The sequence below is a fragment of the Flavobacterium calami genome (assembly GCF_038290035.1).
Classification (GTDB): domain Bacteria; phylum Bacteroidota; class Bacteroidia; order Flavobacteriales; family Flavobacteriaceae; genus Flavobacterium; species Flavobacterium calami.
Genome location: NZ_JBBYHS010000001.1, coordinates 1 through 22,725, shown reverse-complemented (window position 1 = coordinate 22,725; position 22,725 = coordinate 1). Strand labels below are relative to the sequence as shown.

At 37.5% G+C, this 22,725-nt stretch carries 13 protein-coding genes, 1 tRNA gene and 1 pseudogene; 3 read left to right on the top strand and 12 right to left on the bottom strand.

From position 1 onward, the window contains the following. Positions 1-471: 471 nt before the first annotated feature. Positions 472-1,371, bottom strand: a complete 900-nt coding sequence (locus AAEO57_RS00070; RefSeq protein ID WP_341688230.1) for a LamG-like jellyroll fold domain-containing protein — start codon at positions 1,369-1,371, stop codon at positions 472-474. 619 nt (positions 1,372-1,990) lie between these two features. Here AAEO57_RS00070 and AAEO57_RS00065 point away from each other — a divergent pair. The 3 genes from AAEO57_RS00065 to AAEO57_RS00055 all read left to right on the top strand — a co-directional run bounded on the left by AAEO57_RS00065 (position 1,991) and on the right by AAEO57_RS00055 (position 3,668). After that, positions 1,991-2,071 (top strand) — tRNA-Tyr (locus tag AAEO57_RS00065). Between the two features lie 291 nt (positions 2,072-2,362). Continuing rightward, complete coding sequence (locus tag AAEO57_RS00060; protein WP_341688228.1) at positions 2,363-2,491, top strand: hypothetical protein; 129 nt, start codon at positions 2,363-2,365, stop codon at positions 2,489-2,491. A gap of 223 nt (positions 2,492-2,714) precedes the next feature. Beyond that, positions 2,715-3,668: a site-specific integrase gene (locus AAEO57_RS00055; protein ID WP_341688226.1), complete on the top strand. Its 954-nt coding sequence runs from the start codon at positions 2,715-2,717 to the stop codon at positions 3,666-3,668. Positions 3,669-3,708: 40 nt separating this feature from the next. Here the strand turns inward: AAEO57_RS00055 and AAEO57_RS00050 are convergent, their stop codons facing one another. The 11 genes and pseudogenes from AAEO57_RS00050 to AAEO57_RS20830 all read right to left on the bottom strand — a co-directional run. Further along, the gene (locus AAEO57_RS00050; RefSeq protein ID WP_341688223.1) at positions 3,709-3,993 is read right to left on the bottom strand and encodes a hypothetical protein; all 285 of its coding nucleotides are present in this window, start codon (positions 3,991-3,993) and stop codon (positions 3,709-3,711) included. 777 nt (positions 3,994-4,770) lie between these two features. Next, positions 4,771-6,081: a ComEC/Rec2 family competence protein gene (locus tag AAEO57_RS00045; protein WP_341688221.1), complete on the bottom strand. Its 1,311-nt coding sequence runs from the start codon at positions 6,079-6,081 to the stop codon at positions 4,771-4,773. Between the two features lie 553 nt (positions 6,082-6,634). After that, complete coding sequence (locus tag AAEO57_RS00040) at positions 6,635-7,843, bottom strand: glycoside hydrolase family 32 protein (RefSeq protein ID WP_341688220.1); 1,209 nt, start codon at positions 7,841-7,843, stop codon at positions 6,635-6,637. Then, positions 7,806-8,072: a glycoside hydrolase family protein gene (locus tag AAEO57_RS00035; RefSeq protein WP_341688218.1), complete on the bottom strand. Its 267-nt coding sequence runs from the start codon at positions 8,070-8,072 to the stop codon at positions 7,806-7,808. Before AAEO57_RS00035 ends, AAEO57_RS00040 begins: the two co-directional genes overlap by 38 nt. A 458-nt stretch (positions 8,073-8,530) precedes the next feature. Continuing rightward, positions 8,531-13,648: an Ig-like domain-containing protein gene (locus AAEO57_RS00030; RefSeq protein ID WP_341688215.1), complete on the bottom strand. Its 5,118-nt coding sequence runs from the start codon at positions 13,646-13,648 to the stop codon at positions 8,531-8,533. Between the two features lie 173 nt (positions 13,649-13,821). Beyond that, positions 13,822-14,709 carry a carbohydrate kinase family protein gene (locus tag AAEO57_RS00025; protein ID WP_341688213.1) on the bottom strand — a complete coding sequence of 296 codons (888 nt, stop codon included), beginning with the start codon at positions 14,707-14,709 and terminating at the stop codon, positions 13,822-13,824. Positions 14,710-14,790: 81 nt separating this feature from the next. Then, positions 14,791-15,945: a DUF4960 domain-containing protein gene (locus AAEO57_RS00020; RefSeq protein WP_341688211.1), complete on the bottom strand. Its 1,155-nt coding sequence runs from the start codon at positions 15,943-15,945 to the stop codon at positions 14,791-14,793. A gap of 44 nt (positions 15,946-15,989) precedes the next feature. Next, the gene (locus AAEO57_RS00015) at positions 15,990-17,702 is read right to left on the bottom strand and encodes a DUF4960 domain-containing protein (RefSeq protein ID WP_341688209.1); all 1,713 of its coding nucleotides are present in this window, start codon (positions 17,700-17,702) and stop codon (positions 15,990-15,992) included. A 26-nt stretch (positions 17,703-17,728) separates the two neighbouring features. Then, entirely contained in the window at positions 17,729-19,432 is a 1,704-nt protein-coding gene (locus AAEO57_RS00010) for a RagB/SusD family nutrient uptake outer membrane protein (RefSeq protein WP_341688207.1), read from the bottom strand. A gap of 10 nt (positions 19,433-19,442) precedes the next feature. Then, the gene (locus tag AAEO57_RS00005; protein ID WP_341688205.1) at positions 19,443-22,517 is read right to left on the bottom strand and encodes a SusC/RagA family TonB-linked outer membrane protein; all 3,075 of its coding nucleotides are present in this window, start codon (positions 22,515-22,517) and stop codon (positions 19,443-19,445) included. Between the two features lie 45 nt (positions 22,518-22,562). Then, positions 22,563-22,725: pseudogene (locus AAEO57_RS20830) on the bottom strand (IS982 family transposase); the annotation flags it as partial.

Here is a 22,725-nt window from a genome sequence, read left to right as displayed (position 1 = left end):
TTTCACTGATTTATTAACCTAAAAAATGACCTTTTTTGAGAAAATTTAAAAATTTTGTCGCTCATTTTTTGATGGTTTCGAATTACAAAACACAAAATAATGGGCAAATGATTTATTCATATGTTTCAACTACAGAAAAAAGAAGAGTAACACCGAGGGTTAAACACTAGAATTGTTTTTATCAGTTTATCAAAAGGATTAATGATTAAAGGAATTAAAATTGAAAACTTTCTATAAGAGATATACCAAACCAAAGGATAAGCCGTGAAATTTATTTTCTTGTTATTAAGACAAATGAATTGAATTGTTTAAGAGACATACACCAAAAAAAAGTAATTCAAAAAATTCGTAAAAGTTTTACTTTAAAAAAATACTTTAAAAATTATTTTATTTCTGTTTTTTTTTAATTACAATTTTTTAAAACTAGAATAAAAAAGAGAAAGGCTATTCATTAATGAATGGCCTTTCTTGTTATTTAGATGTCGTTTTTTTTGAAGAAGGACTTGTAATTTTTAACAAATATATACCTTCCTGAAGTTCATTTAAGTTTATTTCCCTGGCATCATTACTTAGTATTCTCTTTCCCTGAGAAAATACTTCTATTTTTTTTGTATCCAGTGAATTTGATTTTATGATAGTCGTTGCAGTTGTATTTTGTGGAGTTTTGCCAGCTGCTTCGATCTTTTCATTTACTACTGCTACAACAGAAAGAGTTTGTTTTTCAATACTATATAATGTCTGTATTTCTTTCTCAGATAAAGCTTTATTATAAATTTTTAAATCATCAAAATCAGCGTTAATACCAATTTTAGTATGAATTTCACCTAATCTAAAAATATTTCCTTGTGTATTAAGTGATGAAAGTTTTTCAGATTTTAGTAATTCTCCGTTTCGGTATATCTTTGAAACATTCCCATCAAACGTAACACTGTATTGATACCAAGTATCCTTTACCAAAGGAACATTTATTATGATATCATTTGAAGATCCCCAGGCGGCCAGACTTAAATCAGCATTAGGAGTTGCGGTACCTTGCTGCAAGAGTCCAAAATATTGAGAACTTGAAGCCTCTCCATATCCCCAAATATAATTTGCTGCAGAAATGTCATTCATTTTGATCCAGACTATTATAGTTCTGGGTTTGTCCTTTTGCGGAAGGTTATCAATTACAGCTTCCAAAGCTTTGTTTATCAATCGTTGAGCACTTTTTTCTTTTCCCATCCGATCAGTTACATAATTTTCTGTTCCCATGAACGAAATTGTGTTTTCAGTATTGTGCAAATTACCGTTGAAATTAAATTCATAAATGGGAGTCTGCGCGAACATTTCTAAAGAAATGGTAATGGTTAAGATAAGTAGTAGTTTTTTCATGAAAGGATTTGGGGTATTTTATAATTTTTATACTACTAAAATATATTCAAACTTATTCCAAAAGAAATTTACTCGATAAAAAGCAAAAATAATCGTCAAAATGAACGCTGTAAAATATTTATTCAGTATATATTTTCAAAAATACTTGATTTTTTTGTTAAATATTTAATTATTTTTAAATAAGTAAATTATTTTTTTAAGAATAAATACATTAAATAAAATAAATTAACTTTTGTTTAATTTTCAAAATTAAATATATCCAAAATAATCACGTGAAAAAGCTTGTGTAATATACTCTAAAAAAGTTGTTACAGTCATTTAATGTTTTATCAAATCTTTACTATTTTTCAGAACTCGTTTTTTAATATATTCGATATCCTTCCGGGATAAATTTTAGATGAGTTATGATTAGGTGTTCAATTAATTAAGTGAAAAAGAATCATAATTCACTTATTGAAATAAAAAATTAAAATATTTGATAAAATGTACAGTTTTATTTTATTCACTACCAAACAATTAAAAAATAACTTAAAATTAAGTTCATTTTTTGTTTGCAAACATGAAAAACGTTACTATATTTGCAACCGCTTAGAACAACAAAGCACAACAAGCTGAGATCGGGGAGATACTCAAGCGGCCAACGAGGGCAGACTGTAAATCTGCTGTGTGAACTTCGCAGGTTCGAATCCTGCTCTCCCCACGGAAAGGCCGAAAAGGTGGAAAACATAAAGTTTTCAATCTTTTCAAAAAGCCATAAAAAATGTCTGAAGACCTGCAAATTCAACGATTTGCAGGTTTTTTTCGTTTAAGGCCTATTTTCAATATTTATAAAAGCTCACAAAATTAAAGGTGCAGAATCGGTGCACTTTCCGGCGCGCTGAAAAGTGCACCAGAAACAGTAAAAATCCCTTATATCATAGGGGTTAACGAGATTAACGACTTGATTTGGCAGTAATATTATTCTACATTTATTAATTTAAAAAGTAGGATTATGTTGGAAAGCAGTTTTGGTTTGGGATTCTTTTTAAAAAGACCCAAAATAGAAAGTAAAGAATGGATCGTATATTTCAGAATCACTGTTGACGGTATCCGTAAGGAAAGCTCAACTAAGAGAAAATAGGATAATACACGATGGGATCAAAGGTTCGAAAGAGCGGTCGGCTCAAAGGAAGATGCAAAGTCGCTGAACTTCTTTTTGGATTCGCTGACTTTAAAAATCAATGAAATCAAAACCGAAATGATGTACAGCGGCAAAACCATAACCGCTGAGAAAATTATGGACGAGGTTCTGGGAAGGACAGCGCCAAAGATTAAGGTGCTCGAAGAATTTCAAAAGCATAATGATGAAATGGAGGCGCTTCTTGGAAAAGGCTATGCAAAAGGCACCCTTGACCGCTTTACCATTACTAAAAACCATTTGTGCGTTTATAAAATTCAAGCTTAAAAAGCACGATCTTGAATTTGCGGATTTGAATCTCGAGTTTGTAAAGGACTTCGAGTTTTACCTTAGAACTGTACGCGACTGCAGCAACAACACAACCCTAAAGTATATTGCAAATTTCAAAAAGATTGTAATCCGCGCCATTGATAAAGAATTAATCACCAAGGACCCATTTAAGAACTTTAAGGGACGTAAAACAAAACTGGTAAAAAAACCACTCACCGCACAGGAATTGTACGAACTTGAAAGTCATTATTTCACAACTGACAGGCTCAATGTCGTAAGGGATGTATTTGTCTTCCAATGCTACACTGGCCTGGCTTACATAGACGCTTATCAATTAAAGAAAACTGATATCAAAGAAGGCATAGATGGAAATCTATGGATTATGTCCGAAAGGCAGAAAACAAACTCATCATTTAATGTACCTCTTCTTCCCCAAGCACTGAAAATAGTTGAAAAATATAAAGAGCACCCGCTGTGTATCCAGCGTGGAACCGTGCTTCCTGTTTCATCCAACCAGAAAATGAATGAGTATCTAAAAGAGGTGGCAGTCTTGTGTGGCTTTCCTTTTACATTAAACACGCATATGGCCCGCCGTACTTTTGGAAGCACTGTGACATTAAATAACAACGTCCCTATTAATGTAGTTAAAGAACTGCTGGGTCATGCATCGGTAAAACAGACTGAGGCATATGCTATAACTGAGCAGGCTACAATCGGCCGTGAAATGTCTATTCTGAATAAAAAGCTGAACAAAAACGCTTCCAAGATTTCAAAACCAGATTTAGCGGTTCTCGGAAGACTTGAAAAAGAAATCCAGGCAATTAAAAACAAATACAACATAACTTCTTGAAACTCGCTTTCATATCGTAATTAAAATCAGAGAGGCTATCTCAACAATTCTGAGATAGCCTCTTTTTATATAGTTTAACTACACTTTTATAACCCGGATGATAAGACGGGCTGTATTTAATATAACCTAAATCCTGCAGCTGTTTAAAATATTTGTGATAAGTCGGCAGTGTATTTACATGCGTCATTTCCATAATTTTACTTCGGCTGACTTGTATCCTCCTACCCTGCCCCTGTCTGTGACCCAATCCTAATATTGCCGTTAAAATTGACAAATGCCACACATTAAGCTTTGGATCAGTAATATAAACTGAAAGATATTCCATGACAACTCAAAAAGTAAAGAAATGCGCCAGATGTTATTGGAATCTTTTTAATATAATGCTCAAAGATTACAGGTACAAAAATATATCAGAGAAAATACTTGAAGAAATTTAATGAACCACTGCTGACTTATCACATGTCATTTTAACATTGATGGCATGTCAAGAGTTATAAGGGAACAGGTCATAACTTAAAAAAATGCAATTTTAAAGAATGCATAGAAAAGTACTTACAATGGAATTAGAACTGAACCTGTATCTCGCCTATTTGATGATCTAATAGAATAAAAAAAAACAAATAATTTACATGCAGTTAAACGATGTTCAAAATGATAAAATGAATTTCATTTAAATACTTCAAACATATGAACGAATTCCGACTACTTGCTTTGCGGCCTTTGAATGGAGCCAACGACCTTTACCTAATACCTTTTCTGCCACAATGAGCTAAGGCGAATTTACCAATAAACAGTCGTCACAAATATTGTGGTATAATCATGGCACAAGATATTTTGAATGATCAAAAATCCAATAAAATCAAAACTTAATTAGTCGAGGTTAGAGTATATTAAAAAGTTGCTCATTTTAGTTATTTTCTATGAAGTTTCGAGCACCTTTTCCGCTCTAGTAAAATTTAAAAGCCTTAGAAATCTAGATTTCTAAGGCTTTTTTATGGTTAGAAAAAACTCATTCCATTTTTTGTGAAAGGTTGATTTAAAACTGTTGCCATGATTCTATTTAGCATAGTCTGAGACATTTTGGCCTACTATTTGAAGTTCATTAAGGATTCAATTCTTCTTCATAAAGATCCCATACATTTCCTTTAGAGTGAGACTCTTTCATCTGAGCCATAATAATTCTTTCCCCGTCGCAACGAAGATTGATCATGCCATAAAGCACTTCATCTGTTTCGACGTTTGAGGATCTTGCCAGTTCTGTTGAAAATACAAGTGGTCTATTGGACCTCGAATATTTGCCCGCACAACCAATAGCATCGGCTCGTGGATGTGAATAGGATTCATTATCACCTGAGGAGATAACTGTAGCCAAGGGATTTACTTTGCCCATATAATCTGTTGTGAATTCAGACGCTCCGTGATGACAGGACTTGGCCACATCAACTTCAAATGGATTTTCATCCTGATAGTGATTTAATAAATGATCTTCTGCAGGTATATTGAGATCTCCTCCAAAAAGAAAGCTCCTGTTTCCATAAATCAATTTTAAAACTAAACTGTGACCATTAACCGTATGAGCAGGATCATCAAAATATTTATATGCTAAACCGGAAGATATTTGTGAAGTTACAGGGCCAAGAATTTTTATCTTAAATGAAACTTCGTTAATAACCCAGGACAAATCTTCAGTATTATAATCAATTCTTTTAAAATGCTTCAATCTTCCCTGCGTGAAAGCTGAATTGACCGCTAGCAAAAATTTTTCAAGCAGGTTTTGCATGCCACCAGCAGCTTGCAGGGAATTTAAGTCGTCAAGGTCATTACAATGTGTTTTCAAATATCTTATTCCCTGTTCATTTACGGTAGCACCTAATGTGGTATTGTACTCTGCAGGGAAAGGTTTTTTATCAATATCAAACTTACCGATGCCATTATGATAAATAGTACCAAACTCATAGTGAGGATCATTAATAATATCGATAAGTCCCTGGTAATGGTCTTTATCAAAATGGCTGATAAATATGTAGTCTATGCGAACCTTTTTACTGTTATTGAAATAGTATTTATACTGGTAGTGATTAAGGTATCGGGCAAGATTATCAGAAGGTCCACCGTCAATGAGTATTTTCATACCTTCTTGTTCATTTCCAATTTCAATTAACGCGCCATCTCCTTGTCCCACATCAACAAAAAAACATTTAAACCCACTGGTGTTACTGAGTTGATTTTCGTCTATCCAGCCTTCTGTTCCGAAAGCATAAATTTTCTGCCATTGCCCAACTTTACCATCAAGCAGTTTGACAAAAGAGCCCATTAAAATGGTGTTGTTTTTCTTCCCTGTCGGCCCAACTGCATTGACAGATGGGTAAGTATTAGCGTAGAGTGCACTAACAACTTTAAATACATTATCCATAATTATTTCACTTGATTATTTAATGCTAGGGCATTTTGTTAACAATCCGAAAAATAGTGTCTTTTTAAAACACTAAAACAAATATAACGAACTGCATTAATCCTAAAACAAGTATAACTACTTGTTTTTCAAATAAATAAAAACTAGTTCTATTTCTAATAAATGTTATAAAAATCATTAATCTGAGTTTTGTGGCAGAATCGTGGCACTTCCAATTTTAGAAAACTAAAAACCCAGCAAAATCAAGACTTAACGGCTTTAGGTTCGAAACTGTATACGAATAATACTTGAGACTGAGAAAATTTTCAAATACATATGTCGGATGTAAGGTGCAGAATCGGTGCATTTAGATTTAAAACAATTTTAAAGCACTGTAATAAAACTATTTAACGACTTAAGTTCGAAACATTACTACACCAAAAATTGGATTTAAAGGTGTAACTAGCTCATTATTAAATCGTAAACCAAATAAAAACATTGTCTTAACAAAAATAAAAAACCGATCAAACTTATAGTTAATCGGTTTATATTTTATCTCTTTATCAAATTTCAATCAATTGATATTTATCTGACTCAATACAAGATTAGAAATTTCAATACCCTGTTTGGAAGATGCCGAAATTTCAGTAAAAGGCTCCGAGGGAAAAAATATTTCAGTGAGCACTTTTTCTCCGTTATTGTAAAATATTTCAATTGAAGTTTTATCCAAAATAATTTTAAAAACGGCCTCTTTCTGTTTTTTCTCTATATCAGCGTTACTGATAACAGAGGCAAACTTTTCAGAGAAATCTTTTCTTCCTGATCCCCTACGGTCTACAAACAAATAACCCTTCTTATTATTTATTCCAAAACTTAAGCGCTCGCCCGCTTTATTGGAAAGTGTGAATGTGTAGTTATCCGCTTTTAGGTTTGTCAATTTAAAATCAATAATCGCCTTTGATAAATCTATTTCAGCTGCTTCGGGCACCGTTAGGGTTCCTTTGCCTTTTAAGTTTTTCCCGCTTATTGTTTTAGAAATGTATTTATTGATTTCCCTGACCGGATTGCTTATTAAACTGTAGGCATTTCCTTTTCTCATCAGCTGGATCTCACGCACAATCGTATTGCTGCTCCTCCATGCTGTGGTAGGAACCTGCTGGGCATAATCCCAATTGGACATCCATCCGATAAATAATCTTCTGCCATCGGAATCCGGAATATTATTCCAGGTGACACCTGCATAGTTATCTTTTCCATAATCCAGCCAGACCACTTTTTCCTTGCCGAGTCTTTTGGCAAATTCTGTATCGAGGGTAAAGGTTTTGCCATCAAAGTCCCCAACAAAATATTGCACGCCCGAGCCGCCGTTGGCGCCTCCTGGATTTAAGTTCTGAATCAGAACCCATTTTTTTTCCTCTGATCCTTGCACTTTTATCTGAAAGAAATCAGGACATTCCCAAACTCCGCCATGGGCACCGATGTTTTTCCCAAAATCAGATAGATATTCCCATTCTTTAAGGTTCGCCGATTTATAAAACTGGACCTTATCCTGTGCCGCCAGTACCATGATCCATTGGTTGTGCGCCGCATCCCATGATACTTTTGGATCGCGGAAATCTTTAATTCCCGGGTTTTTGATAATTGGATTCCCTTGATCAAATTTTTTCCATGTATAGCCATCATCAAGTGAATAAGCCAAATCCTGAGTTTGTGCATCTAATTCCCCTCGTTTCTCTTTATCAGCATCATGCAGGGTATAAATGGCTATAATTTGGAACCTCATTGCCTTTACCAAAACCTGAAGTGTTTTTTGTATCAACAACCGCGCTTCCCGAGATGATATACTTTTTATTATCAGGATAAAGCGCTATTGGCAGCTCTTCCCATTTAACGAGGTCCTTGCTCACAGCGTGCCCCCAATGCATTGGCCCCCAGACGCTATCATCCGGATAATACTGGTACATCAGGTGATAAGTTCCGTTGCTGTAAAACATACCATTGGGATCATTCATCCAACCTTTTTTAGGGGTGTAATGAAAATTAGGGCGATAGAGCTGCTCCTCTTCCACAGTAGTAATTGAAGACGCAGGTGCCTGGCCCATAGCCGAATTAGGTATGCATCCGGTTATAGAAAACAAGAGGCTGCTGTATAATAACAGTGGTAAATGTTTTGTTGATTTCATTTTGTTGCTCTTTTTATTAGTATGCTATATATTTTTTCAAACAATACCCCTTTGCTTCTGGCCTCTGGAATATCTAAAACTTCCCTTAAAGAAGAAAGATTCGGCTGGCCGTCCCAATTTCAGGCAAAATTTTGGCATTAAAGCTGGGGGACTGCAGCCAGAATTCAAACTGTCAGGCAGAAAAATCCTTTGCCCGAAACAGGAGTACTATTCAGGGAAATTAACAATAGCATAGTGCCACATTAAAGGACACTATGCTTAATGCTTTATGTAATATCAGATTAATGTTACTTTTTCATAATCTTAAAAGTTTTGTTCTCCAAAGATGTGTTTACATTTAGGATATAAATTCCCGATGCGTAACCTGTTAAATCAACTCGGTTTTCATGTGTTTGAAGTATAATATCACCAGACATATTATTCACTGAAACTGTAATAGATTCATCTGTATTGATATAGAAAACATCTGTAGATGGATTAGGATATACCATTAGTTTTGTAACGCTGCTTTCCAGGTTATTCTCACCCAAACCCAAACTTTTTGCTGTTGAGGAACTTTGCACCGGAATCCTGATATTATCTACATTAAGATGGCCCCAGCCTCCCGTTGCATTGTCGACTATTTTAATGTAACATTCATTACCTATAAAATCGTGTGCGTCGAGTGTTTTGGAGACATAAGCCTCGCTGTCGTTGTTATCCCCGGTGGCTTTCATTAGAACAGCCCCGTCAGAAGCCCTTACTAACGCTAGATACAAGGTATTGATATCAAATCCTCCGCCAACAAGGCAGGTAATCTTTCCATCACCTCCAAGTCTGAAATTTTGAGTCTGAATACTGCCGGTCTGACTGTCTTCGCCCTCTTTAAAAGACCATAAATGATAGCTTCCGTGTTGATTAAAAGGGCCTCCCCATGACCAGTTTAAATCACTTGTCACATCTGCATTTGAAAAGGCATTCCCACTAACGGTCCATCCTGCTAAATCACCGGATTCGAAATCATAAGTTAAATAGCTGTTTTGCGGATTTGGCTTCACTGTAATGACAACTGCCGCAGTAAACCCGCCATCAACTGTGGTAGCGGTAATTGTGGCGCTCCCTGCAGCTATAGCTCTTATCAGACCGCTAGTATCAACAGTTGCTGCCTGCGAATTTGAAGAGCTCCAAACCACAGCCTTATTGCTAGCAGCCTGTGGGCTAACTACTGCGGTTATCTGCAGCGTACCGCCTATGTTCAATTCAGAGCTGGTTTGACTAACGCGGATTCCGCTTACCGCAATATTTGAAAGGGGTTCAATTGGGATCTTTACATCATCAATATTAATATGCCCAAATCCTTCAGTTGTATTATCAACTACTTTTATATAACAGATTTCATTGATGTACTGCGCAGCGTCAAAAAAAGAAGCCGTATAGGCTTCTGAATTTTTACCGGTTTCCTTGAATAAAACCTGATTGTCCGATGCCCTGACTAAAGCGATATATAACGAATTCAAATTCTGGCCTCCTCCTACTAAAAAAGATACTTTGCCATCACCCCCTAATTTAAAATCTGCTGTTCTTATACTGCCTGTTTGGGCATCCCCTCCGCTTTTAAAACTCCATAAATGGTACCTTTTCTGCTGGTTGAATGGAATAGTACCCCAAAAAACACTATCCTCGCTTACATCGTCATCTGAAAAAGCATCGCCCGTAGCTGTCCAGCCTGATAAATTGCCACTTTCAAAATCGTAATTAAGATAACTAGGGGCCTGGGTAACAGTAAGTGTACTTTGAGCAGTGAAACCACCCTGGACTGTTTGAACTTTCAATACTGCAGTACCAGTTGATTTAGCAGTTACTTTTCCCTGAGCGTCAATTTCCGCTACAGCTGTATTCAAAGAAGACCATGTAACGTTTTTATTTGTGGCATTCTCAGGCGATATTGAAGCTGTTATGGTTCTTGTTTCCCCTACTGCTAATGAAAAACTTGAAGGATTCATCACCACTCCTGTTACAGCCAGACTTGGCGGCAAAGGCATAACGGCATTATCCGGCACAGGAACGCTGATGGCATCCAGATTTAGATGTCCCCATCCACCCGTGCTTTTGTCAACTGCTTTCAGGTAACAATTTAAACCCTTGTACGCGCTTGCATCAAATGAACCTGCTTTATAGGTCTCGGAATTATCTCCTGTGGCTTTCATCAGTTCGGCTCCGGTAGAGGCATTAACAAGAGCCAAATATAAATTGTTTATATCATTTCCCCCAGCGATTAAAAAGTTGATCTTTCCGTCTCCTTCAAGGGTAAATGTACCGGTTCTCATTTCTCCAACCTGAACATCCTCACCATCCAGAAATCCCCACATATGATAGGTTCCCTGCTGCATAAATGTCCCTGCAAACCAGTCGGTCTTATTGGTTACATCCGCATTTGAAAAAGCATTTCCGCTCACCACTGACCAATTGGCCAGATCACCGCTTTCAAAATCATACACCAGCTCTCCTTTAACAGCCTTAAATACAATACCCTGATTTACGCTGACTGTAGTACTGGTTATTTCCGGATCACTGTTTAGAAACTCTGACAAAGCAACCGTAACAGTAAAATTGGTAATATCCTTGTCGTAGTCCTGTGCAGTTCCAGATAAGATTATTTTTACCCTGGTTGAATCAATGCGGCTTATATTATATTGCAGTCCTGAAGGCAGGTTCTGCAAAGTCCAGGATCCGGAATTTAAAACAGTCGCCCATTTATTATTGGAAACCTTGACCTCGATTTCCTTTCCCGCTTCGAAACCTTCCTTAAGTTCACTCGCCGAGGAAAGGGTTAACGTTGTCATAGCTTCCTGTATTGCTTTGAAAATAACAGCCGTACCTGTGACCATTGACGGTACCTTATCTTCTGTAAATTCAGAAGCCGGTACGGAAAGTGTTACCGAACGATCCGTATCATAATCACTGGTGCTGTTGCCTTGAAGGACAATTTTAGCTTTGGTATCCGAAACTCTTGCAATACTTAAAACCTGGACACCTTGCGGTAAATTTTCTACCTGCCAAAGAGAAGGGTTAAGTGTACTTTTAAATGTATTATTGCTCACTGAAACAAAAAACTCTTTACCATTTTCAGCGTGTTCTGCAATAACACTCTCGCTTGATATATTAATTTTCGTCTGGGCTATACCAAAGGCTTTGTCCAGATTATAAACCTCAACATTAGTAAAAATCGAAACTCCTCCCACAGAGTTCAACTGAATGCCTTTGCTGTCCGCTTTTGTTGGATATATCCTGCTTGAAAATGCAGCAGCATCATTTATAAAGACATCAATAATGGAATGGTCAATGAAAACTTGGAATTTGACAGGTTTTCCAAATGCTGCCTCGTCATAGTCCCCTTTTATGAGTGTGTTTTCTTCATTCTCGGAAGACAGGCTTGAATGGCTTTTATCCAATACTATCTGTTTGGTATTTACATCATAATACAATTTTGTATACTCGCCTCCGCTTGCTGAAACTGCAAAATTCATCCCATACTGCGTGGCTGCTGCCGATGGATTCACACTAGCCACAATTTCAATTGCACTGCCATCAGCATTTAACTGATGGGTTCCATTAACCGATAAATTGGTAAAGGATCTTTTACTCCCTGCCAGCCTTAAGCTTTGTAATTCAGGTGCAGGAGCCTGTCCTAAAGTCTTTGCATCAGGCAGTAGAGAGTAGACCCTCGGCAAACTATAGGTATGGCACCAGCCGGCATTAAGCTGCGCCTGGGATGATCTTCTCTCATCCACCATACCTATTCCTACAAGTTGACCATTTGCTTTTCGTGTTACCGTTGGCGATAAATGTCCATGTATAATATCTAAATTTTTCGGCTGAATAAAATCCGGGGTAAATTTGTCTCCATTCCATGTACCGATCCAATAAACAGCCCTTGTATATTTTGAAGGCCCGTATTTATTCACACTCCCGCCAATTGGATTGGTGATCAGTAAATATTTGTCATTTCCAAGAGATTCAAAAACAGGCATCTCCCATATTACAGAACCAATATCCATTTGCCCGTAGTTTACAGTGGAGAACTGGTCCTTGTGGTTCCAGGTCACCAAATCCGGCGAACTGTAAAAATCAAGACCCCCTCCGCTGCCCACTGCAGCTCCGATTATCATATTGTAATTGCCTGTTGCGGCATCTTTCCACAGGTAAGGATCCCTAAAATCATTAACAAATTGTCTGTTAATAACCGGTCCTTTCTTCGTCCAATTCTCTAGATTGGCATCACTGCTTGTGGCCAGTGAAATTCCTGGATTATACATACTACCATGATTCACGCTTGTATAAAGGGCATGCGCTACATTATCCTTTACAATCACGTCACCTGACCATATTCCCTTCATATCGGTTCCTGTCGTTCCCCCGATGTCCAAAGTCGGCCATAATGCATCTTTTTTATTCTCCCAGTGTACCAGGTCACTGCTGGTCATATGTCCCCAGTGCATTTGTGTTTTAAAAGGTCCGTTTGGGGTTCTCTGATAAAACATATGATAGGCATTGTTGTATTTTACAAGACCGTGTGGCTCATTGGTCCAGTTTGCAGGCGGCATGGCATGATAAACCGGTCTTAAAAGATCGTTTTCAAATCTGCTTTCCGGTACAGCGATTGCCTGCTCTCCTGTAGTGGCTGCAGAGGCAATTCCCGCCGTGTAATCAGATAGCAATTCCGAATTTGGTTTTGCACGCGCGTAAATTTTTGTATCATCAATCGCGGCATTGATACAGTTGATCAAAAAAATCCCCATCGTCTTGTTGACTTCACTCTTGCCAACAAGCAATGGCGTATCGGCTTTAGTAAATACCGCAGTGGCAGGAATTGCTGTTGATGCTACAACATTGCCGTTGAGTACTAGTTTTAAAGTGCCTGCCCCTGCGTCAATAACCCCGGCAACATGCACCCATTGGTATAAAGGAAAATTAGCCGGCGCCTTGACTTTATAAAGCTGGCCCGAAAGGTTTGCCTCGAACCACCACTCGCCAAAAGTATTTATGCTTAATGAAAAACCTTTTCCGTCCTTTCTTTGTGAAACAATAGCCGAAGGAGTCAGGCCATTATACGGCAGTTCTTCATCTGAAGGATAAGACTCCAATGAAATCCAGGTTTCAATAGTTGCCTGCCCTTGAAGAGGTGTCGCGAAATCCCCTGACACCCAGGTGGAAAATCCGTCTGTTCTCAGTGCGTTTCCATAAATCCCCTCAATCCTCTCGGGTTTGCCGAATGTGTTGCTTATCACAAATGGCTTATTGTCTATGGCATTCTTGATGGAACTTACACCAGACGCTTCATTATAATTGAGATGAAGTACTGGCTGCTGGGAGTACATGCAATTTATAAAAATCAGCAGTATCCCTATTAGTGTATTTTTTTTCATATTTTCTATTTGAACTTGTTTATCAAAAAATCTGAATTGTATATTTTTTTGTGATGCCCGCAATTTTTACCAGGTAAAAGAAGCGGCCATAGCACTAAAAGAAAATGTCAAAACATTCCATCGATAAATACCAATAGAATAAAAAAATAACCAAAAGTAAAAATACTATTTCTTTAGATGAAAGGGTTTATAAAACGTTCAATCTCCTCAATTTTAAGGTTTGGATTCGCGCCTTCGCTCTGGGCAACCAAAGCACCAACGGCACATGCAAAATTAATTGCCTCCTGCGGATTGACTTCATTTAATAATTTACTGATTAATGAAGCTAAAAAAGAATCACCAGCTCCAACTGTATCCACTACTTTGATTTCATAGCCGCTGTTATAGAACAGTCTTCCCTGATGCAGCAGAACTGCCCCATGCCTTCCTTTTGTCACACAAATGCTTTTTGCTTTGGTATGGTTGGCTATGAATTCCAGATTTTGCTCCAATGAATTGTATTTTGATCCCATATAACGGCTGATTTCAAACAGCTCATCATCGTTGAATTTGATAAAATCGGCCTTTTTCAATAATTCTATAAGCAGTTCAGCAGTATAATAAGGCTTTCTCAGGTTAACGTCAAAAACAGAATACTTTGCAATTTCAATAAGCTGCAATAGGGTCGTTTTGGACAATAAATCCCTGCCTACAAGGCTTCCAAATACAAATGCATCAGAATTTTTAACTGCTTCGACTGCGTTGTTATGAAGTTCAATTTTATCCCATGCCTTTGGAAACATAATATCATAAGACGCTGAGCCTTTTTCATTAAGCATTACTTTTACTTCTCCGGTTTCAAATTCGGAGTTTACCTGGATGAGTTCTGTGCTGATTCCTGAGTCTTTTATAAAATTAATCAGGGTATCTCCATTCTGATCATTGCCAACGGCGCTGATCATGGACACTTGATTGCCTAAAGACTGTAGTCTTATAGCAACATTTAAAGGGGCACCCCCAATTTTTTTGTGTGTAGGAAAAACATCCCACAAAACTTCTCCGAAGCAGGTTATTTTTGACATATTTTATGCTATTATATAATCCAAAAGATATTTAATAAATAAATATCCTTTGGATTTAAAAATTTACTTTTTTTAATTTAATTATTTTGTTCTCAAGTAATCAATTGAGTTACGGTAAATACCCTTTACGTTATTATCATAAGTATTTATTCTGCCATCATTCATCGACCATTCCATACCTCCAAAACCAATTCCGATTATTGTCCCGGCGAATACAGGGGTTGGCATAAATTCAATAATGCCAGCAACCGCATCATCGGAAACACCGCTCCATGTTGCCAGGACTTTCCCACCGTAAAGCCTTTGGAATTCAGCAAACTGGCCAAGCTGATGGCCCGGTGCCAATAATGGCGCTAAGTCCCACATTGTGTTATGGTCCTCTTTAAAACCTCCATTTATAACAGGGAAATAACCATTTGAATCTGTGGAAATTACAGTTGTAATATTAAAAACAGGGCTGTTGCGCTGGTCATTCTGAAAATTCACACCCGCATCTATAGACCAGATATCATTATTGTTTCCTCCTGCACCATTGCTTCGAATAGTCAAAAGCCCGCTTTTATCCCTTCCTATCTCGGCTATATAGGAATTGGCCATTCCACCTGTCAGCATCTTTCCTCCTTCAACAACAAACTGTGTAATTACATTTTTTTTGTTTAAAATCGCAGATGGAAGCGCAGAGCTTCCCACCTGATCATGGTAAAACAATAGCACATTAACCTCTGCAAGGGATTGTATTGTCAAATCGTTAAAAGCAATATATACAAAATCTTCCTTATAGGTCTCTTTTGCCCACTGCGCAAAAGCTTTGGTGTCATCATCTGCAATACCAGCAATATCCGAAGCTTCGTTAATAAAGGCAATTCTGCTTGGAAGTATTTTGTAGTCGATCACGTAATTTCTTTTGCTGTTACTGAAAGTTACAGCTATTGAAGCATTACTCTTTAGATTGACAGTTGTTCCTGATGCGGGTAAACTTACCACTCCCGATGGTGTCTCTGTTTCCAAAAGCACCGCTTCCAAATTAGTGGTGTTGGGAAGAACCACGCTGATTACCCCTGATAAATTATCAATTGAAGCCGGTACGCCATTGATACTAACACTCTCTAAGATGTTTAATTTGGAATCTGCATCATCATTGTAATTATCCCTTGCGTCGCAAGAGATAATCAGCAATGATAAAAAACCAAATAAAACCACTTGATAGAAAAATGTTCGTTTATTATAATTTTTCATACTTTTTTATTTTAAATCAAAAGATCACTTTTTGGAATTGCTATTTATTGCAATAAATAATCAATTACATTTTTAGTGAATTTCTCAATATTAGATTGAAATTTATTAGTTCGTCCGTCGTTTGTCTGCCACTCGTAAGAGCTGCCGCCCATAGAAATGATTTTACCTTTCCATGCCCCTACAGGATGCCATTCAGCAGCCACGACAACGCACATATCCGGAATAAACTGCCAATCTCCTAAAATAGTACAGCTAGTTAATTTTTCAAATTCTGCGCCTCTTGCAACACTGCAGTGCTGTTCTTTCAGACCAGGAATCCCGCCTAAATCCCAAACTGCATTATGATCTTCTTTAAAACCATTATCTAAAAATGGAACAAAATCCCAAGCAAAAGTATCTCCAAGAGCATTGTTTATTTTTGTACTGGTAATCCCTGCAAAGGCAGGGTGTCCTGTAACATTTGTTGGCTTGCCTGCTGTGTTGTTAAGTCCCCAGTACTCAATATTATCTGTACCGTTGCCTGTTCCAATTGTCGTTGGGTTAAAAGGTATTCTGCCCATATCATCTAAGTATGTGTTGGCAAGACCAGCCAAAAACATATTTCTTCCGCTTTTTACAAAATCTGCTAAAATAGCAACCTGGTTAGCTGTCATGGCTCCCCCATCAGGCAAATCTGTAGTTCCTGTGTTATCGTAATAGAAAAATAAAACTTTAACATCAGCCAATTCCGCTGCATTTAAACTGCTTAGCGAAATATATTTAAAATCAGCTCCATAAGTAGTGGCTGCCCACTGTGCTGCCTTTTTTGTATCCAGCTCTGAAATATTGCTCACAGAACTTGCATTTCCAATAAAAGCTACCTTGGTAGGCTGAATAGACTGCACTGATACTGAGTATGTTTTTTTCAAATTTTCAGTATTGGTTACCACATAGGATACCGCTCCTTTTGAGAAGTCCTGAGCTGAACCAGAAGATGGTAAAACAGATTGTCCAATTGGTGCAGTTATAGTTGGTTTTAATGCCGTTAGATCAGCTCCCGGAGGCAAAACAACTAAAATTGAATTGGCCCCGTTATCAATAATTCCCTGAACACCATTTATTTCAAAAGTAGAAATTACAGGTGCCGCAGTTTGAGTAACAGTTACTTCATATTGTTTTGCCGTATATCCATTGTTTGAAAGTACTGTATAGGTCTGTGGTTTTGAAAAATCTCTTGCAACACCCGATGATACATCCACTGTATTTCCTTCAGAGAGAACAAAATTTGGCGCTAACTTGGTAATATCGCCATCCTGGCTTCCCACCTGAACGGTAATTTTTCCTGTGGCCTGGTCAATTACACCAGCCTTATCCCCAATTGAAAAGGACAATATTCTTGGATCTCCATAAACGCCCAATGATACTGTATATTTTCTGTTAGCGCCGTCGCTTGATTTGATTTCAAAAACAATTGAGCCTTTCGAAAAGTCAAATGTTCCGTTGACATCAGGAGTAATTGTTGCTCCCTCAGGAAGTCTTATCTCAGGGGTAACTTTTGTAAGATCAGAACCCGATGGCAGTGTCATTGTTATAGTTCCCAGTGTGTGATTGATCTCAGCATATTTTGCCCCTACCTTAAAAGATTGGATAATGGCATTGGTATAATCAGGGACCCTGTCCTGAAAATTGTCATCGCTTGCGCAGGAATTAAACATTAGAATACTCAGCATTAAAACAGCAATTGCTTTAATGCCCATAAAAAATTTCTTTGGTTTCATGTTATAGTTAGTTTTAGTTAAGTAAGTTAATATCCCGATCTTTGTTTATAGATACCTGAACTTGCATCAATTTCTATCTGCGGTATAGGCATAAACTCTTCTTTTGGTTGTAAAGAAGCGGACTGCAGATATGTTCTTTTGGTTTTTTCCACCTCAATATAAGAAGCGGTATACTGCTCGGCAATTCCCCATCTTACCAGATCATAAAAACGATGACCTTCATTTGACAATTCTAATCGGCGTTCCATTCGCAAAGCCTCACGAGCTTCAGCCTGTGAAAGTGTTGTAGGGTATAATCCTATTACATAATTGGCCGCATTTTTGGAATGATCATTAAAATCTTTTACGTAAGGTGAATTCTTAGCACGGGTTCTGATGGTATTTATAATGGTAATACCTGCAGCACTCTGTCCCGATTCTATCAGCGCCTCGGCTTTCCATAATAGCAGGTCACTGTATTTAATGATTGGAAAGTCCAGATTACCCAAAGCCCATGGAAAACCATTTGGATTAGATGCCATACCTGATGAATTAGGAGAAATCATATTTTTCTTGGCAACAAATGGTCCGTAAGTTGATATATCTCTGCTCCAGTTTAATTGCTGCGGCATTGCTGCCCAGTCTTTCCATGTAATGCCTGGTCTTCCAACAGAATGATCCAGCCTAGGATCTACATTGTCCGCCGGAGTTACATCTGAATTATTGTAAGAATCAAATAAAGGCAGTCCATTGGCTCCTGTTTTATAAGCATTTACCAGGTTCTGTGATGGTTTGTGGAAATCATCCCCGTTCAAATATGGATGGTTAGGGTCATCTCCAGGACTGTCAGGAGAGTTCAGTAAGTCCCCCATGTTCACATTCCCGTAAGTTGAACCATCATTAATCGAAAACTGAATCGCAAAAATATTTTCACGATTTCCATATCCAGGCTCAGAATTTAATTTTTCAAAATCCGCAACTAGTGCGTATTGTCCTGAATTGATTACCATGTCGGCGCTGGTAATGGCATCAGCCCATTTTTTTTGATACAACTGCGCCTTTGACAAAAAAGCGTAAGCTGTCATTTTATTTGCTCTGGCCAAATCTGCCTGATTTGCAGGAAGCAGAGCTATTGCTTCATTTAAATCCCCTTCAATTTTGGACCATATAAAAGCAGTGTCAAAAGTATTTGGGATTTTATTGATCTGATCAATTGGAGTATTTTCGTCATACCATACAATTGAACCGAAATTTTTCATTGCCTCGAAATAAAAATGAGCCCTCAAAACTTTTAATTCTCCAATTCTGATATCCCTGTTTGGAAAATCTGCCGTCGTTTTGGCTGTTATAGCACGAAGGGCTGTATCTACTCTTTTCAAACCAAAATACAGTGCCCTCCATAAATTATATCCGTTTTCATTTGACGGGAATAAATCATGCGTTTCAATCTGGTGTGTTCCCCCTGCCGGATTATCCCCTGTACCGCCACCTCCTTTATAGGAATCCCCGGAGCGGATATCTGAGAATATCCAATTCGAAGGAGCGTGGTCAAATGGCCTGTCATCACGCCCTTGTCCAGTATTAAATCTATAATCCAAGGCACCGTAAGCCGCTACAACTAACTGCTCAGCATCCATATTAGCCTCAGAAATTACGTTGTATTCCTTTACATCAAGGTCAGAATCATTTACACATGCATTAAATGATAATGATGCTGTTATTAATAAACCTGTTATAATTATCTTTTTCATTTTCTTCTAATTAAAAATTTGCATTTACACCAAATGTTACGGACTTAGAGTGCGGAATTCCGTAACCTGCAATTCCAATACCTGCTGCACTTAACCCTGCTACCTCATAGTCAAATCCGCTGAAATTGGTCAGGGTAAACAAGTTCTGACCTATCAAATTAAAACGTAAGGATGTCATTCCAAAACCTCTAACGATCTTTGGATCCAATGTATATCCGATAGTGATCGTTTTAAGCCTTAAATAAGATCCGTCTTCCACATAATAACTGGATGGCTGCGTTTCATTATTTGAATTCAAGGTCGATAATGCCGGGATATTTGAATTTGCATTCTCAGGTGTCCATGCATCCAGTGTATTGGTTCCGTGGTTATATCCGAAGTAGGCAAAATCACCTATGTTTCTCTGCGTATTGTAAATATCATTTCCTTGTTTCCCATCAAAATACATCGATATATCAAAAGCTTTATAAGAAGCATACAAATTGATTCCGTATATAAAATCCGGATGTGGATTCCCTATTATGGTTCTGTCTTTCTGATCGATCACACCATCACCATTCAAGTCCCTGTAACGGATACGTCCTAAGCCCTTACCAGGCTGATCTGCATGAACTGCTACCTCTTCGGGAGTCCTGAAAATTCCATCAGCTATCAGTCCGTAAAAAGAAGCGATAGGGCTGCCCTGTTTTGTAATAGAGATACTATTATTTAATAGAAAATTTGATTCTGTATCCAGGCTCTCTACGTTGTTTTTGTACTGGGATAAATTAAGGTCAATTCCGTATGTGAAATCATTTTTGATTTTGTCTTTATAACTAAGTACGGCTTCAAATCCTTTGTTGCTTACACTTCCTGCATTAATCGTCGGCGGTCTTGATTCTCCACTTACCGCAAGAGCAATAGGGTTAAGTATCAAGTCGTCCGTAGTCTTTATGAAGAAATCCGTTTGCATCTGAAGTTTGTTGTTAAAAAAGCCTAAATCAAAGCCAACATTATATTGTGTTGTTTTTTCCCATTTGATATCAGGATTTGCTTGTCTGGTCTGCAATATTCCACCAAGGGTACCGAAACCGTCACCTTCAATATCATAATCAGAGTACTCAATTACACCGGCTACTGTATTGTTTATAAAACTTGACAAATACAGGTAATCTCCAATCTGGTCATTTCCGTTTACTCCCCATGAAGCCCTGAATTTAGCATTGGAAAAATATTTGCTGGTTGGAAAAAAACTCTCTTTATTAATATTCCATGCCACTGCCGCTGAAGGAAATATTGCAAATTTGTTGTTAGGTCCAAATCGTGAAGAACCATCCCTTCTAACGCTTCCTGATAAGATATATCGATCGTCATAAATATACTTACCTGACATAAATTGCGATATCTTATAAAATTCTGTTTCATTTTTTATCGTTTGATATTCAGCATCAGGCCTGATAATATATCCTGAAGGATCCGTAATATCTACTCCTCTTACAAGATCGCTGTGAACATTGTCCTGTCTCGCAGTATTCTCTACTCCTAGCAAAAAAGATATACGGTGCTTATTGAAATCTTTATCATACTTTAAAGTATTTGTAAAAATGGTCGCCAGATAATCATTATTGGTATCCTCTGTAGTTATATTCTGGAAAGTTGATGGAATTGCACCATTTACTGAGAATGCTTCTGAGGCAGTTTTGAATTTAAATGTACCGTAGTCAAAATTAAGGGTAGAACTGAAAACCAAATCAGGAATAATAGCATAACTTCCGTATACATTTCCTAATATTCTCTGGCTCATTTGCTTATTCTTTCTATTGCCCCATAAATTGGCCAACGGATTTGGCTTATCCTGAAATCCTCCTGAAAGCGGCGCTGCATAGTCTCCTAAATTGGTATACACAGGAATAATTGGATTCTGCAAAATAGCATTCTCATATTCATTTGCCTTTACCTCATTAAATTTGGAATAAAGGAAATTCTCACCAAGTGTCAATTTTTTGTCAAAAAAAGTATACGAGGTATTTAATCTTAGATTAAGACGGTCAAAATACGTGTAACGCTGAACCCCGTTATCTTTGGCATAATTAACACTGGTGTATAAGTTCAATCTTTCTGTTCCTTTTCGGTATGAAAGGTCATTATTGGTAGAAACTGAAGGACTTGTTATTGTTTTAACCCAATCGGTATCAGCTGAGCTTTGCACACCATTTGGGTCAAGGTACTGAGGTATTGTAAATCCGGATCCGTTGTTGATTAAAACTGGATGTGAAGGGGTTTGTATGCCCGCTCCGAGTTGCGCCTGATAATCAACATCTGCCCATTGCTGCGCATTTAAAACTTTGATTTTATCTCTTAGCATATTTACAGTCACTTCTGATTTAAAAGTAAATTCAGAACTTCCTTTTTTACCCTTTTTAGTAGTTACTACAATAACCCCATTGGCCGCAGAAGTACCGTAAATAGCAGTAGAGGCACCATCTTTTAGGACCTGCATCGACTCAATTTCGTCAGTATTTAAAGCAGTTGGATTAGTGGTCTGCACCCCGTCAATTACCCATAAAGGAGCAGATCCGCTATTCACGGTTGTAAGTCCCCTGATGGTGATTTGGGAATCATTCCCTCCAGGAGTACCTCCTGAATTTACCTGGATACCGGCTACTCTTCCCTGCAGTGCAGTCAATACGTTTGGGCTTGATTCCTGGGCTAAATCAGAAACTTTTACTACCGAGATTGCACCGGCAATATCCGCTTTTTTCTCCTTTACGTATCCTACTACTACAACATCTTCAAGATTATTTATATTTTCTTTTAGTATAATTGTAACAAACTTAGAGCTGTCAACGGTTAGTTTAGTTTCAGAAAATCCAACAAAAGAAACAATCAGCTGGTCGCCTGAATTTGCTTTAATTGAAAATTTACCATCGAAATCTGAATTGGTGCCATTTTTTGTTCCCTTGACAAGGATAGTGGCTCCGGGAAGCGGATTTTTATTCACATCGGTTATAATTCCCTGAATTTCCTTCTGCTGAGCACTCGCAAAGAGAAAAAAGAAGAAAAAACAAAGGGATGCAAAGCTTTGATTTGCATGTAAGCGTTTCATTTTTGTCATTGTTATTAAGTTAGTTTAGTTAGTTAATTCAAGTTGCTAGTTAATTGATTTGTTTAATTGGAGTCCAAACACAAACAGAGTTAACTTTATTAGAAAACCTTCAAGTGTAACTGCATGTATTGTTCTAGGAAACATTTTCTTGATGTCACTAATTGCTGTTTCTACTCTTTTCCTCATTTTTAACTTTTTATATTTTTGT